A 13,332-nucleotide genomic window follows, 5' to 3' on the forward strand; every position below is an offset into this window, starting at 1 on the left:
CATTTAGCAATATAAATTATTGTATCAGATTGTTGTAATTCGTCAAAAATTGTTTGCGTAATTCCCAAGTAGAAATAAAGTAGGAGAGATTGGCAAAGCTGCTTGGCATTGTCTCATCACCCATAGATTTAGAAAACTGGTTACCTTCTCGTAAAATGTCCATTGGGAAAGAGAGCGCCGTCCAAAACCACGGATGGTCTTTAGCCATTTCCATTAGATTGAAATGCGTGTGAAACAAGCTCCCATTCCATTTTAAAAAAGGGAGAATCCTGCTTGCATATTGAACATAATCCCAATCTGCACTTCCAACGGAAAGCAGGTCATAGTCAATTAAATACACCTTATTATCTGCAGCCTTAATAAAATTATGACTCACCACATCACCGTGAAGAACCACTTCATCTGTTTCTTCGTACTCTTCCGCCAGCTTACTCAATGAAAGATGACTATAGTATACAATTTCACCAATAACATTAGGGTTAAACCACTTTGTTAAAAAAGGGACATGATTTTCGAAAACCAGAAGCCGATTTTGCCATTTTGCAATCGTATTTTCCTTCGGGAGACCAGGTGTAAGGTTTGGCAGGACGATTTTACTGTGCTGATGAAATTTTTGCAAAGTAAGCAAGCCATCTTCTCTATCTTTCTCCTTTAAAAAACTAAATTTTCTCTTAGGAGCAATATAATTTATCAGTACCCAAACTACACCTTGTTCATTAAGAAGGAATTGACCATCCCTAAATTTCTCGTACATAAGCCCCGTATGAAATCCGCTCTTATGTAAAAGTTGGCTGAAACGTATGATGGAGTCCAGATTACCTGATTCCGCATAACCCTTTAAAATATACAGACCCTCTTCTGTAAGGATTTTATAGAGGTTATGTTTTATTTTCGTATAGGAATGGATGATTAGATTTGTTTCCTGTGCGAGACGTAAGAAAAGACGATTTCGATTGAAATCGTCTCTAAAGATCAGATGATCAGTTTTCATCATCAGTTTCCGGACCTTCAAAATCGGATCCGTCATTTCGTTCTTCATTGGAAACCCCGTAGCCATAACCTTGAGGATTATAATAGCCTGGAGCAAAAGGGTAGCCATACGGTGCATAACCATAAGGTACATCATTGCGATAACCTTGAGGTGCGCCACAGCCACAATCTCCACCTGAGCTAGCTCCTGCAACTTGTTGCTGTTGTTGGTCACCCTCCATTTGTCCGAATCCCGAACCTGGAGAAACTGGCCCCATTGGATAACATGGATAACCACCCATTGGTCCCATCGGCATTCCTTGAGGCATCATTTGTGGCATGCCCATTCCTTGCATTCCTGGCATCATTCCAGGCATCATTTGCGGCATACCCATTCCTTGCATTCCTGGCATCATCTGCGGCATGCCCATTCCCTGCATCCCATTTTGAGCCATTTGATCTTGAACACCCATTACCGCACTTTCCATTTCTTCATTGCTCATGTTAGGCATTTGGCCCATTTGTTGCAGCTGTTGCATTTGCTGCATCATTTGTTGTTGCATTTGGCCATAGTCCACATCTGGAGACTCTTCGCCTTGTTGAACTCCCATTACTTGTGATCCATCCATGCCTTGCATTCCTGGCATCATCCCTGGCATACCCATTCCTTGCATCCCTGGCATCATTCCTGGCATGCCCATTCCTTGCATCCCTGGCATACCCATTCCTTGCATTCCTGGCATCATTCCTGGCATACCCATTCCTTGCATTCCTGGCATCATCCCTGGCATACCCATTCCTGGTCCTCCCCAACCTGGTCCCCATCCATGGTGATGGTGATGGTGTTTAGGTGGACATGGAGGACATAATCCGCTTCCAGGCAATACAGGTGATACAGGATAGCACTCTTCCATTGCTGGTTGTTGCACTCCCATCACTTGTTCCGGACTTTCCGGACTTTCCTCTTTTGGTTTTGGTATGTTCACTGGCATGTTTTCATTTGCCATGCCAAGATTCGGCATATTCACATTTGGCATCTTTATGTTAGGCATTTTTGCATTTGGCATTTTAATGTTCGGCATCTTCGGCATTTTTTCATTAGGCTGCTTGTGAGGAACATTAACCGTCAAATAATTATTTACATCCACTTCAGGAAAATACGGCTTTAGTTGCGGCATTTTCGGTTTGTATGGAGTTTTCTGAGCTTCTTTTACCGGTTGTTCTTTAACCGCAGGCTTTTTCGGCATCTCTTTATAAGGATGCTGCGCTTTAGGCGCCTGTACTCCCATTACTTGCTTTGGTGCTTCTTTCGTCACACCCATCACTTGGCTTTCTTTCTTGACAGGTACCCCTGCCATCGGCACTTTTATTTTCATTCCAGGCATAATCATGTCAGGATTGCTTAGTTGTGAATTCGATTTCTTTAGTTCTTCGAAATTCACATTGTATTTCTGGGCAATCTTCCACAATGTATCCCCTTTTTGGACAATATGGATTTTCAAGGATTTTCCCTCCTTAGCAAAGTCTTTACAGTCTATGAGTTGTGTAGGCATTTTGCCACTATTCTTCAACTCAACTTATGCGTCTAAAGGGGAGTTTATGATAAAAAACATGGACACCGCAGGGAAAAATATAATTTTTCCGGCGGTGCCCATTTTTAAGGTTTGCTTAAAAAACGTTGTTGATTTCCGCAAAAGGCTTCGCTTTCCGTGGGGCGACTTTGAGCCTCCTCGTTTCACTGCGGAGTCTCATCAATGTCGCTACTCCCCCACTGGAGTCTACGCCTTTTGCTCCAACCAACAGCTAGGAATTTCATTAAACATTTTACGTTTCTGATATTTTCAAGCGTGTTCGAGCATTTTGTTTAGAGCGGATATGGCTTGGTTTGCAGTTTCTTGATCGACTTGGATCCTATTGATGATTTGTCCGGTCTCGATTGATTCAAGCGCCCATAATAGATGTGGAAGGTCGATTCGATTCATGGTAAGGCATGGGCACATATTTGGATTAAGCGACACGATTTCCTTGTCGGGATGCTGTTGAATAATTCTGTTTACCAGGTTCATCTCTGTCCCAATTGCCCACTGACTGCCCGCATCTGCTTTTTCAATGGTTTCGATGATATATTTCGTGCTTCCTGCCAAATCACTCTTTTGTACCACTTCCCACGTACATTCCGGATGCACGAGAATGTTCATGTCGGGTTTATCCATTCTCAGTTGCTCGATATTTCCAAGCGTGAATTTTTCATGAACAGAACAATGTCCTTTCCAAAGGATTACTTTCACATTGGAAGGATCCCCGTCGTATTCCAGTTCGTCCGTTATCGGATTCCAAACCGCCATCTCCTCAAGCGGTATCCCTAAATCATAAGCAGTGTTTCTGCCAAGGTGTTGATCTGGCAAGAATAAGATTCTTTCTTTTTGCGTGAAGGCCCACTCTACCATTTTATGGGCGTTGGAGGAAGTAACAGTGGCTCCTCCCCTTTTTCCGCAAAAGGCTTTAATGGCTGCAGTGGAATTTACATAAGTCAATGGCAGCATCGTATCGCCAAATACCTTTTCAAGCTTTTCCCAAGCACGCTCGGTTTGATGGATATCTGCCATATCCGCCATCGAACAGCCTGCCCTCATATCCGGCAATATGACCACTTGATTTTCATTCGTCAAAATATCTGCCGTCTCGGCCATAAAATGCACGCCACAAAATACGATATACGTTGCTGTCGTCTCCGCTGCAGCTTGTGCAAGTTGCAAAGAATCTCCCGTGGCATCCGCGAATTCAATGACTTCATCTTTTTGATAGTGATGTCCAGGAATAAACAGATCCGCTCCAAGCTTCTCTTTTATCTCCTTCACCCTTACTCTCATTTCATCCATCGTCATATCACGATATTTGGCAGGCAATAGCCCGTTATCTTTTTTTACCAAATCTAGTATGTTCATTCTATTAAACCCCTTTCGCCCCAACGTTAAAACTGATATCTAGTGATTTTGCTGAATGGGTAAGCAAACCGAGAGAAATATAATCAACACCAGTTTTCCGATAGGTGGCCAGATTAGTAAGATTGATGCCCCCAGAAGCTTCTGTAGTAATATGTTTTGGTACATGCTGAATGTATTCTTTTATTTCATCTGGTGTGCGGTTATCAAACATTATCACGTCAGCACCCGCCTCGACAGCTTCCTGCACTTGAGACAACGATTCTGTTTCTACCTCAATCTTAACCATATGTCCTACTTTTTCACGGACAAGTCGAACGGCGTTTGTAATACTTCCCGCAAACTCGATATGATTATCTTTAATCATCACCCCATCGTAAAGGCCAAAACGATGATTATAACCGCCTCCGCAGGTGACCGCGTATTTTTCCAACATTCTTAAGCCTGGAGTTGTCTTTCTGGTATCACAAATTTTTGTATGATTGCTATTAAGCTCGGAGACGGCAGCAGCAGTCAGCGTCGCTATCCCGCTCATACGTTGCATCAAATTCAGGGTCACTCTTTCTGCACCAAGTAACGCGCGCATTTTACCATCTGCTCTTGCAATGACTTCCCCTTTTTCGAGTCTGTCTCCATCTTTTTTGAAAAGAGTCACTTGAACGTCTGGATCCAGTAACCGCATGGCCTCCTGCACAATCTTTTCTCCGACAAAAATACCGTTTTCTTTTGCTATAAAGCTTCCTGATCCTGTCTCTTTTTCATCAAAAAGCGCTTCAGACGTTAAGTCTTTTTCACCGATATCTTCTTTATAAAAATGATGCAGCATCTCTTGCAGCATGATTGAATTCATCTAGTTCTTTCTCCTTTCGCATTGCATTACCATCCTTTTGAACATGCAAAATCCGGACCTGTCGCCAAGATTCTTTTGCTATAGGAAAATCTGAACGAAAATGAGCTCCGCGACTTTCCTTACGTTGCAAGGCCGCTTCTGTAATCAGATAGCATAATTGAAGCATGTGAATGGTTTCTATTTCTTTTAGTGGCAAAATTTCTGTTAGTTGGTTTATCGCCTTGAAGTATGGCAGGTAAAGCTCCAGCCAGTTCTTTAACTCTAATAAGCCATCCTCATGTCGGACAATGCCCGCATGCTTCATCATCATATGTTGAATCTCTTCTTTTGATGGAAGTGGCACAGCTCTTTGCTGAAGCAAATCCCTATCCATTTTTTCAATTGAGGTTTTATGCCAGAATTCATGATGACTTCCTTTTAAAAGGTGATCCGCAAGTGTCTTAGAGAAAACAATGGTCTCAAGCAAGGAGTTGCTTGCTAATCGATTGGCCCCATGCACTCCGTTGCAGGAAGCCTCTCCAACTGCGTACAAACCTTTTAGAGATGTTTCTCCATCTACATTTGTATAAATACCACCCATATAAAAGTGAGCTCCCGGCACAACCGGTATGAGATTGGTACTCAAGTCAATGCCGTTTGTTGCACATAGCCTAGTGATGGCAGGAAATCTTGTTTGGAATTGTTCCACCTTGGAGATATTCAGGTAAACCTTTTCTCCATTGTCAAGTTCTTGAAAAATTGCACGTGACACCACATCTCTCGGTGCCAGATCTTTCATTGGGTGTACATTTTCCATAAACCTAAGGCCTTTCACATTTTGAAGAAATGCCCCTTCCCCACGAACTGCTTCCGAAACAAGCCCAACAGCTTTTTCATCTACTGACAGCATTGTTGGGTGAAATTGCATGAATTCCAAATCTGTTAGCGTAGCTCCAGCCTGATACGCAAGCGACAATGCCATGCCGGTAATGCTTTCATTATTGGAAGTATAAGGATAAAGCGATCCCGCTCCACCTGTTGCCAAGATCACTTTTGAAGCAAAATAGTTTGTCCGTTCCCCGTTGGAATTGTATGTTTGCACCCCACAACAATGATCGTTATGAACATGCAACTTGATAACAGTCTCATGCTCCACCATGAGAACTTTTTTTGACAGCCTTGATTGAAGCCATTCCATCAATTCTTTGCCTGTTTGATCTCCTCCGGCATGTAGAATTCTCCTTTTGGAATGGGCACCTTCCATGCCAAGTGAATATTCACCCAGACCGTCCCGATCAAACTGCATCCCATTTTGAATGAATGCTTGCAACTCGCCTGGGCCACATTTGGTAAGGAGTTCTACCGCATCTTCCTCGTTATGGTAACAACCAGCGGCCATGGTATCTTCGTAATGTAATTGCCAAGAATCTGTATGTTCGATGGCACAAGCAACTCCACCTTGTGCAAGGAAAGAATTATTATCATTTTTACTAGACTTTGTGAAAATAATCACATTCATGTGTTCACTTAAATAATTTGCAGTCAACAAAGCAGATAAACCACTTCCAACTACAATGACATCTTGCTGTATACTAGACACAAAAAAACCTCCTGTGTATATAAGTGTCTTGACACCTATATTTACATATTTCTATACTAATGACAAGAGATTTTTTACAAGACCGAGAGTTTGCTAGATTTAGCAGTCTATTTAGGGGAAGGAGTTTTCAAACATGATCTATCTCGATTACGCAGCTACTACCCCAATGAGCAATGAATCCTTGGAGGCATACCAACATGTGGCAAGAAATTATTATGGAAACAGCAGTAGTTTACACGACACTGGCACCACTGCATCTGATTTGTTGGAAACCTGCCGTGGCGAGCTTGCACGGATAATTTCAGGGAAAAAGGAAGGCATTTACTTTACAAGCGGCGGAAGTGAGGCAAACCTTCTGGCCATTCGCACGCTTTTGAAAGGGTGTGGGGATAAAGGGAAGCACATTATTACCACCTCTACAGAGCATGCGTCCATTCACTCCCTTTGCAAGTCATTAGAACAAGAAGGCTATGAGGTAACCTGGCTGCCTGTTGACGGCAATGGAATCATTGCACTTTCGCAATTAAAAGCTGCATTACGGGAGGACACATGCCTTGTTTCCATCCACCATGCCAATTCCGAAACCGGAATTTTACAGCCGCTTGAAGCAATCGGCGCACTGCTAAAGGAGAAAAATATCCACTTTCATAGCGATTGTGTCCAGACATTTGGTAAAATACCAATAGACGTGGAGAAGCTCCACCTTACAAGCATCTCGATATCGTCGCATAAAATTTATGGACCAAAAGGTGTCGGGGCATTATATATCAATCCAAAAGCAACTTGGAAGTCCATTTACGAAGGTGCGAGTCACGAAAAAGGAATGCGCCCCGGAACCGTAGACGTTCCCGGCATCGCTTCTTTTTTGACTGCTGCACAGCAAATGGAGGCGTCCATGCAAGATTTAAAAGAAAAATATGAAACGATGCGAATTCATTTTCTAAGGTTGATTCAGCAATCTTGGCTGCCGATTGTAGTGGAAGGCGAGCATGTACAAGGTCTGCCGCATATCCTCGGACTGCGACTATCCGGTGTCGAAGGACAGCACGTAATGCTTGAGTGCAATCGAAAAGGCATTGCGATCTCTACAGGAAGCGCCTGTCAAATGGGATCCCAATCCCCTTCCAGAACCATGATTGCCACCGGGAAAACACCGGATGAAGCACGAGAATTCATTCGCATTTCATTTGGAAAACAAACCACACTTAGAGATCTTGACCTTGCTGTAGAGGCTCTAAAGGAAATTATAGAAGAACGCATGAAAAGGAGCGGCTAAACTTATGACGCAAGAAAAGAAAGTACTAGGAGAAGAACGCAGAAACCTCCTTTTGCACTGGCTGCAGACGGAAGACAAGCCGCTGACTGGAGGAGAGCTAGCTGGAAGGACGAATGTTAGCAGACAAGTCATCGTCCAAGACATCTCCCTCTTAAAAGCCAAAAACGAACCGATCCTTGCAACCAGCCAAGGCTACGTTTATATGAAACCCTTCGGTGAGCAGGTAAAAAAAGAGCGGATAATTGTTAGTTTCCATGAGCCGCACCGAACGAAAGAAGAACTGTATATTCTGGTGGACCACGGCGTGACGGTAAAAGATGTCCGGATTGAGCACCCTGTTTATGGCGACTTGAACGCGTCCGTCATGGTGTCCAGTCGCGCTGAAGTGGACGCTTTTATCCGAAAAATAAAGCAAACCAATGCATCCTATTTGTCGCAATTGACGGACGGAACGCATTTGCATACGATTGAAGCGGATTCTGAGGAGAAGCTTGATGCGGCGTGTACGGCGTTGAAGGAAGCTGGGATGGTTGTGGAATAGGGTTATTGGGGAGGGGCGAGGCTTGCTTAGGAGCTTGAGTTAGAGTGCAGGGTGGCGGCTCTGTTACCGGTTTGGTGTTTGGGGGTTGGGCGTTGAGACGGTCTCTCTGTTACCGTTTGGTGGAGTTCGTGGGCGTTTCGGGCGTTGAGACGGCTTCTCTGTTACCGTTTGGTGGAGTTCGTGGGTGTTTCGGGCATTGAGACGGCTTCTCTGTTACCGTTTGGTGGAGTTCGTGGGTGTTTCGGGCATTGAGACGGCTTCTCTGTTACCGTTTTACTACTCGCGGGGCGTTTTCGGGCGGAGAAGCAAATTTATATTAGACTTTCACCTACTTTTTCCTCGGCTTCGGGCGTATAGACCGTTTTATTAGACTTTTCACCCTGCTCCCTCCACGCTTCGGGCGTATAGAGCCCTTCTATTTGACCATTCACCTGCTTTATTCTAGGCTTCGGGCATATAGGATCCCCAACTCCACAAAAACTAAAAACCCGCCCAATGATTCCCCTCACTTCAGCACCCCCAGACGGGTTTTTCCAAACAAAACAACACTACCTCAACAAATAACTATTATATCTCCCCAACACTTTCACCGAGCATCCCAATGCCTCCAACTCCTCAATCGCGGGTGGGATTAACGGATGTTCCACTTCCTCATTAATATCAATAATGAAAAAATAATTACCCAAACCCGTTTTCATTGGGCGGGACTCTATTTTCGACAGGTTCAGCTTTCTCCATGCGAATACAGATAACACTTGGTGAAGGGCACCAGATTGGTCAGTGGGAAGCGACACCATCAGGGTTGTCTTTTCACCAATATTAGCATGTTCTTCATTTTGAAGCATCACTGTCTCATCACGATGCAGGATAATAAACTTGGTGTGATTGTTGTCATAGTCGTGGATATTTTCCTGCAGCACATTTAAGTTATATTCTTTGGCAGCTAGCGAATTTGCAATGCAGGCGGCTTTTTGGGAAAGTCTATGGTCTGAGATCAGTTTTGCTGCAGCGGCAGTGGACGAAGTGGTTTCATACACTGCATTTGGATAGTTTTTATGTAAGTATTTATGGCACTGGGCGATCGCGTGGGAATGTGAATAGATCACTTCCAGCTCTTCGCCATTTTTTATATGATCAGGGTGCACTAATAAATGCTGGCTAATTGGGATGGTCAGCTCGCCGACAATCGGCAAGGGACAATCGTGAATAAGGTAATCAAGTGTGACATTTACAGATCCTTCAATTGCATTCTCAAGTGGAACAACAGCCATATCGACCTTTCCCTCTAATACCGCATCCATGCATTCAGGAATGGTGGAAAATGCTTTTTTATCAAACCTTGGAAAAAACTTTGTCACCGCCATGTCAGTAAATGTTGCTTTCGGTCCTAAAAATCCAATTCTTGTCATGCTCTCTACTCCCCTATCTCCACTATGCTTCCTTAGGATTGCACTTGTAATAGACTTAAGCGCCTGTCCCTAAGATCTCTACTTTATCTACAAATTCTAATCGCTTCAGCATCGAAAGTAAAGCGTTGATATCACCTTTTAGCCCAGACATATCAAGGGAAAGTGTCACGTTTGCCTTTCCTTGCAGGGGGATGGTCTGGTGAATGGTCAATACGTTACAACCGACCGTTGCCACTGTTGCAAGAAGTTGCGATAATGCTCCTGTTTGATCTTCCAAGTGAAAAAATAAAGTCATGATTTTTTCTTTTACCATGGTGTGAAACGGAAAAACGGTATCACGATATTTGTAAAAGGCACTCCGGCTGAGGTCTACCTTTTGTACGGCTTCAGCAATGGAATCCACTTTCCCGCGTGCAAGCATTTCTTTTACTTCAATTGACTTTTTCATCGCTTCTGGCAGGACATCTTCCCGCACTAAAAAGAACTTCTCCTCTAACATCGGATCTCTCTCCTTCTTTTCGTATATGTAAAGAAGAGAGGATAATATGAATTATCCCCTCCGGCCAATCTATTCAACAAATTCGAATTCATATTTCTGTAGACGAACGATGTCGCCGTCTTTCGCACCGCGTGCACGCAATGCTTCATCTACTCCCATACCACGAAGTTGACGGGCAAAACGTTTGATAGACTCTTCATGGTTGAAGTTCGTCATCACAAACAGTTTTTCAAGTTTTTCACCTGACAGTACAAATGCACCGTCTGGATCACGTGTAATCATGAATGGAAGTTCTTCTTCTTCATGCTTGTATACCACGCGTTGCTCGATTGCTTCCTCTTCATATAATGGATATTCTGGTGCATGCTCAAGCTCATCTGCCACCGCATATAAAAGGTCACGCAGACCGCTGCGAGTTAGGGCAGAGATAGGGAACACCTTCACATCTTCGCCAACTTGTTGCTTGAAGATTTCAAGATTTTCTTCTGCATCAGGCATGTCCATTTTGTTTGCTACAACAATTTGGGCACGTTCTGTCAGACGCAGGTTGTATTCTTTTAACTCTTCGTTGATTGTCTTGTAATCCTCATATGGATCGCGGCCTTCTAATCCGCCCATATCCACTACATGGATGATGACACGAGTACGCTCGATGTGACGAAGGAATTGATGTCCTAAACCTACACCTTCATGCGCACCTTGAATTAGACCTGGCAGATCGGCCATAACAAAACTGCGGCCGTCTTCCGTTTCTACTACCCCAAGGTTAGGTACGATAGTCGTGAAATGGTATTCAGCGATTTTCGGTTTTGCTGCAGAAACAACGGAAAGAAGTGTGGATTTCCCTACACTTGGGAAGCCAACAAGTCCTACATCCGCAAGAACTTTCAACTCAAGAACAACATAGCGCTCTTGACCTGGTTCCCCGTTTTCAGCAACTTCTGGAGCTGGGTTTCTTGGTGTCGCGAAACGTGTATTCCCGCGACCTCCACGGCCACCCTTTGCTACAACATATTGCTGGCCGTGCTCTGTTAAGTCAGCCAATGTTTCTTTTGTATCGTCATCCATGACGACAGTTCCCGGTGGAACCTTAACAATCATGGATTCAGAATTTCTTCCGTGCTGGTTTTTGGACATTCCGTGCTCTCCACGGTTTGCTTTAAAGTGACGCTTGTAACGGAAATCCATCAAGGTACGCAAGCCTTCTTCTACTTGAAGAATAACGTCCGCTCCTTTTCCACCATCACCGCCGGCTGGTCCCCCATCCGGTACATATTTTTCACGACGAAAGGCAACCATTCCGTTCCCGCCGTCGCCACCTTTTACATAAATCTTGACCTGATCGACAAACATTGATTATTCACTCCGATATGTCAAAAGGTTGATAAAACACCTTTTGCGTTCATTTTTTAAAGCTTGTAAGACACTTGGATGGAACTCTGCTCAGGATTTATTTCTTGTCCAATCACTGAGAAACCATCCGGCTGTACTTGCAGCCACTCCGTTAAAAAGTCTGTATCTTCTAGTATTCCATTTATATCAAAAAAGAAACGAACTTCCGCTTCTTCTATATGCAAACTTAAAAACAAATGGTTATCTGCTTTTTTGTTTACCGCATTTTCCAGGTCGGTAAACAAAGAAGAAATCCATTTGCACAATAGCTCATCCGCTTTTGACAGATTTACAGGCTCTCCGATTATTTCATATTCCATCGAAAAGAGTCTCGGTTCCCAATGGAAAGTAATCAGATATTCCGCAAATGCAGGGGCTTGTAAATTCGTCAAGTTGGATTCATGATTGGCCTCAAGCACAATCTCCTCTATCAAATTATTCACTCGCTCCAAACGTCCAAGCGACAAATTCGCCTTAATCAACTGAATGCGATTAAGCCAATCATGCCTCGAATGACGCAACACATCCAACGTCCCTCTATTTCTCATAATACCGTACTCCTAGTCCAAACTTTAATTCCAATACCTTCTTGACTATGTCGATTATAGCACAAAAAAAGAAGAAAAGGGGGTCAGACCCCTAAAGGATTTTAGACCTTTATGTCGAAGGGAACCACAAAGCGCTAATTCATTATCGCTTATTATCAACTTATAATCGCTTGCATTAAAAAAACTCTAACCTAAACATAGGCTAGAGTTCCTTTGGAATTATGCTTCTTGAGCAACAGGATATACGCTAACTTGTTTGCGGTCACGGCCTAGGCGCTCGAAACGAACGATTCCGTCAACCTTCGCGAACAATGTATCGTCTCCTCCACGTCCAACGTTTGCTCCTGGGTAAATTTTAGTACCGCGTTGACGGTATAAAATAGAACCACCAGAAACTTGTTGACCGTCTGCACGCTTAGCGCCAAGACGTTTGGATTGAGAGTCACGACCGTTTTTAGTACTACCTACTCCCTTTTTGGAAGCAAAGAACTGAAGATCTAATCTTAACATGTATTCCACCTCCTACTTAGAAATGGTTATATAATTTCCATAGTCACGTTCAATCGTCTCTAAAGACACAACCATACCTTCTAGCAACAGTTGTACTTTTTCAAATGTCGACTCATCCAAGCCGGATGGGACCGAACACTTTAAAAATCCATCTGCCCCTTGCTCAATATCAGGAGTAACTTGACATAATGACATGACCGCGTTCACCGCACCGAAAGATACGGCCGAAACACCGGCACACACAATGTCTGCACCCTTTTTGGCAAAGTTAGCATGTCCAGTTATGGTAAACGATTGGATCAACTTGTGATCATCTCGTTTAATTGTAACTTTAATCATCCGATCACCTTTAAATTACAGGTTGATTGCATCAACAGTAACTTTTGTGTAAGGTTGACGATGACCTTGTTTTTTACGGTAGTTTTTCTTCGCTTTGTACTTGAATACAGTAAGCTTCTTCGCACGACCTTGTTTTTCAACTTTAGCCGTTACAGTTGCTCCCGCTACTAGTGGGCTACCAACTTTAACATTGTCGCCACCAACGAAAAGAACTTTGTCGAAAGTTACTACATCTCCAGCAGCTCCATCAAGTTTCTCGATGTAGATCGTTTGACCTGCTTCAACCTTGATTTGTTTACCACCTGTTTCAATAATTGCGTACATTCTCTTGCACCTCCTCAATAGACTCAGACTCGCCAGTATCAGGTATATGTAACGAATTTACGCTCATATTTCACGGAACCTGGACTGTGCGGTTGTAGCACGGGTGCTACAAACTAACAAAGAACATCTTAGCATATTCTAAACCCTTATGTCA

The 13,332-nt window shown here is 43.5% G+C and carries 14 protein-coding genes and 1 other annotated feature; of the genes, 2 read left to right on the forward strand and 12 right to left on the reverse strand.

Annotation, left to right across the window (positions count from 1 at the left end; translation table 11 throughout):
- Positions 1–16 precede the first annotated feature (16 nt).
- The 5 genes from LC091_RS03095 to nadB all read right to left on the reverse strand — a co-directional run bounded on the left by LC091_RS03095 (position 17) and on the right by nadB (position 6,340).
- Positions 17–994, reverse strand: coding sequence for an aminoglycoside phosphotransferase family protein (locus LC091_RS03095; protein WP_226680221.1), 978 nt, complete (start codon positions 992–994; stop codon positions 17–19).
- A complete protein-coding gene (gene safA / locus LC091_RS03100) occupies positions 981–2,471 on the reverse strand; it encodes a SafA/ExsA family spore coat assembly protein (RefSeq protein ID WP_226680222.1) in 1,491 nt (496 codons plus the stop codon). Before safA ends, LC091_RS03095 begins: the two co-directional genes overlap by 14 nt.
- Before the next feature lie 339 nt (positions 2,472–2,810).
- The gene (gene nadA, locus LC091_RS03105; RefSeq protein ID WP_226680223.1) at positions 2,811–3,914 is read right to left on the reverse strand and encodes a quinolinate synthase NadA; all 1,104 of its coding nucleotides are present in this window, start codon (positions 3,912–3,914) and stop codon (positions 2,811–2,813) included.
- Between the two features lie 4 nt (positions 3,915–3,918).
- The gene (gene nadC / locus LC091_RS03110) at positions 3,919–4,761 is read right to left on the reverse strand and encodes a carboxylating nicotinate-nucleotide diphosphorylase (RefSeq protein WP_226680224.1); all 843 of its coding nucleotides are present in this window, start codon (positions 4,759–4,761) and stop codon (positions 3,919–3,921) included.
- On the reverse strand, positions 4,718–6,340 hold the full coding sequence (nadB, locus tag LC091_RS03115; RefSeq protein ID WP_226680225.1) for an L-aspartate oxidase: 1,623 nt from the start codon (positions 6,338–6,340) through the stop codon (positions 4,718–4,720). The genes nadC and nadB overlap by 44 nt, the downstream gene beginning before the upstream one ends.
- Positions 6,341–6,473: 133 nt before the next feature.
- Between nadB and LC091_RS03120 the strand changes: the two genes are divergently transcribed.
- Together LC091_RS03120 and LC091_RS03125 are read left to right on the forward strand one after the other, a co-directional pair.
- Entirely contained in the window at positions 6,474–7,616 is a 1,143-nt protein-coding gene (locus tag LC091_RS03120) for an IscS subfamily cysteine desulfurase (RefSeq protein ID WP_226680226.1), read from the forward strand.
- Between the two features lie 4 nt (positions 7,617–7,620).
- Positions 7,621–8,157, forward strand: coding sequence for a transcription repressor NadR (locus LC091_RS03125; RefSeq protein WP_226680227.1), 537 nt, complete (start codon positions 7,621–7,623; stop codon positions 8,155–8,157).
- Between the two features lie 548 nt (positions 8,158–8,705).
- On the opposite strand, the gene pheA is transcribed toward LC091_RS03125, so the two are convergent.
- The 7 genes from pheA to rplU all read right to left on the reverse strand — a co-directional run bounded on the left by pheA (position 8,706) and on the right by rplU (position 13,178).
- Positions 8,706–9,566 (reverse strand): prephenate dehydratase, encoded by an 861-nt coding sequence (pheA, locus tag LC091_RS03130; RefSeq protein ID WP_226680228.1) that lies wholly within the window; start codon positions 9,564–9,566, stop codon positions 8,706–8,708.
- Between the two features lie 55 nt (positions 9,567–9,621).
- Positions 9,622–10,065: an ACT domain-containing protein gene (locus LC091_RS03135; protein ID WP_010195933.1), complete on the reverse strand. Its 444-nt coding sequence runs from the start codon at positions 10,063–10,065 to the stop codon at positions 9,622–9,624.
- Between the two features lie 69 nt (positions 10,066–10,134).
- Positions 10,135–11,418, reverse strand: coding sequence for a GTPase ObgE (obgE, locus tag LC091_RS03140; protein ID WP_226680229.1), 1,284 nt, complete (start codon positions 11,416–11,418; stop codon positions 10,135–10,137).
- A gap of 56 nt (positions 11,419–11,474) precedes the next feature.
- A complete protein-coding gene (locus LC091_RS03145) occupies positions 11,475–12,005 on the reverse strand; it encodes a Spo0B C-terminal domain-containing protein (RefSeq protein ID WP_226680230.1) in 531 nt (176 codons plus the stop codon).
- Positions 12,006–12,224: 219 nt separating this feature from the next.
- Positions 12,225–12,515, reverse strand: a complete 291-nt coding sequence (gene rpmA, locus LC091_RS03150) for a 50S ribosomal protein L27 (protein ID WP_010195927.1) — start codon at positions 12,513–12,515, stop codon at positions 12,225–12,227.
- A 12-nt stretch (positions 12,516–12,527) separates the two neighbouring features.
- Entirely contained in the window at positions 12,528–12,854 is a 327-nt protein-coding gene (locus tag LC091_RS03155) for a ribosomal-processing cysteine protease Prp (protein WP_226680231.1), read from the reverse strand.
- A 15-nt stretch (positions 12,855–12,869) separates the two neighbouring features.
- Positions 12,870–13,178 carry a 50S ribosomal protein L21 gene (rplU, locus tag LC091_RS03160; RefSeq protein WP_226680232.1) on the reverse strand — a complete coding sequence of 103 codons (309 nt, stop codon included), beginning with the start codon at positions 13,176–13,178 and terminating at the stop codon, positions 12,870–12,872.
- 15 nt (positions 13,179–13,193) lie between these two features.
- Positions 13,194–13,282: a sequence feature (ribosomal protein L21 leader region), on the reverse strand.
- Between the last annotated feature and the right edge of the window lie 50 nt (positions 13,283–13,332).

This window comes from Sutcliffiella horikoshii (assembly GCF_020524325.1).
Lineage (GTDB): Bacteria > Bacillota > Bacilli > Bacillales > Bacillaceae_I > Sutcliffiella_A > Sutcliffiella_A horikoshii_D.

Bases quoted from the DNA above. Each gene is read 5' to 3' on its own strand.
- nadA (WP_226680223.1), bottom strand. From the start codon at position 3,914: ATGAACATACTAGATTTGGTAAAAAAAGATAACGGGCTATTGCCTGCC.
- rpmA (WP_010195927.1), bottom strand. From the start codon at position 12,515: ATGTTAAGATTAGATCTTCAGTTCTTTGCTTCCAAAAAGGGAGTAGGT.
- LC091_RS03135 (WP_010195933.1), bottom strand. From the start codon at position 10,065: ATGTTAGAGGAGAAGTTCTTTTTAGTGCGGGAAGATGTCCTGCCAGAA.
- rplU (WP_226680232.1), bottom strand. From the start codon at position 13,178: ATGTACGCAATTATTGAAACAGGTGGTAAACAAATCAAGGTTGAAGCA.
- obgE (WP_226680229.1), bottom strand. From the start codon at position 11,418: ATGTTTGTCGATCAGGTCAAGATTTATGTAAAAGGTGGCGACGGCGGG.
- LC091_RS03155 (WP_226680231.1), bottom strand. From the start codon at position 12,854: ATGATTAAAGTTACAATTAAACGAGATGATCACAAGTTGATCCAATCG.
- LC091_RS03120 (WP_226680226.1), top strand. From the start codon at position 6,474: ATGATCTATCTCGATTACGCAGCTACTACCCCAATGAGCAATGAATCC.
- LC091_RS03145 (WP_226680230.1), bottom strand. From the start codon at position 12,005: ATGAGAAATAGAGGGACGTTGGATGTGTTGCGTCATTCGAGGCATGAT.
- LC091_RS03125 (WP_226680227.1), top strand. From the start codon at position 7,621: ATGACGCAAGAAAAGAAAGTACTAGGAGAAGAACGCAGAAACCTCCTT.
- pheA (WP_226680228.1), bottom strand. From the start codon at position 9,566: ATGACAAGAATTGGATTTTTAGGACCGAAAGCAACATTTACTGACATG.
- nadC (WP_226680224.1), bottom strand. From the start codon at position 4,761: ATGAATTCAATCATGCTGCAAGAGATGCTGCATCATTTTTATAAAGAA.
- LC091_RS03095 (WP_226680221.1), bottom strand. From the start codon at position 994: ATGATGAAAACTGATCATCTGATCTTTAGAGACGATTTCAATCGAAAT.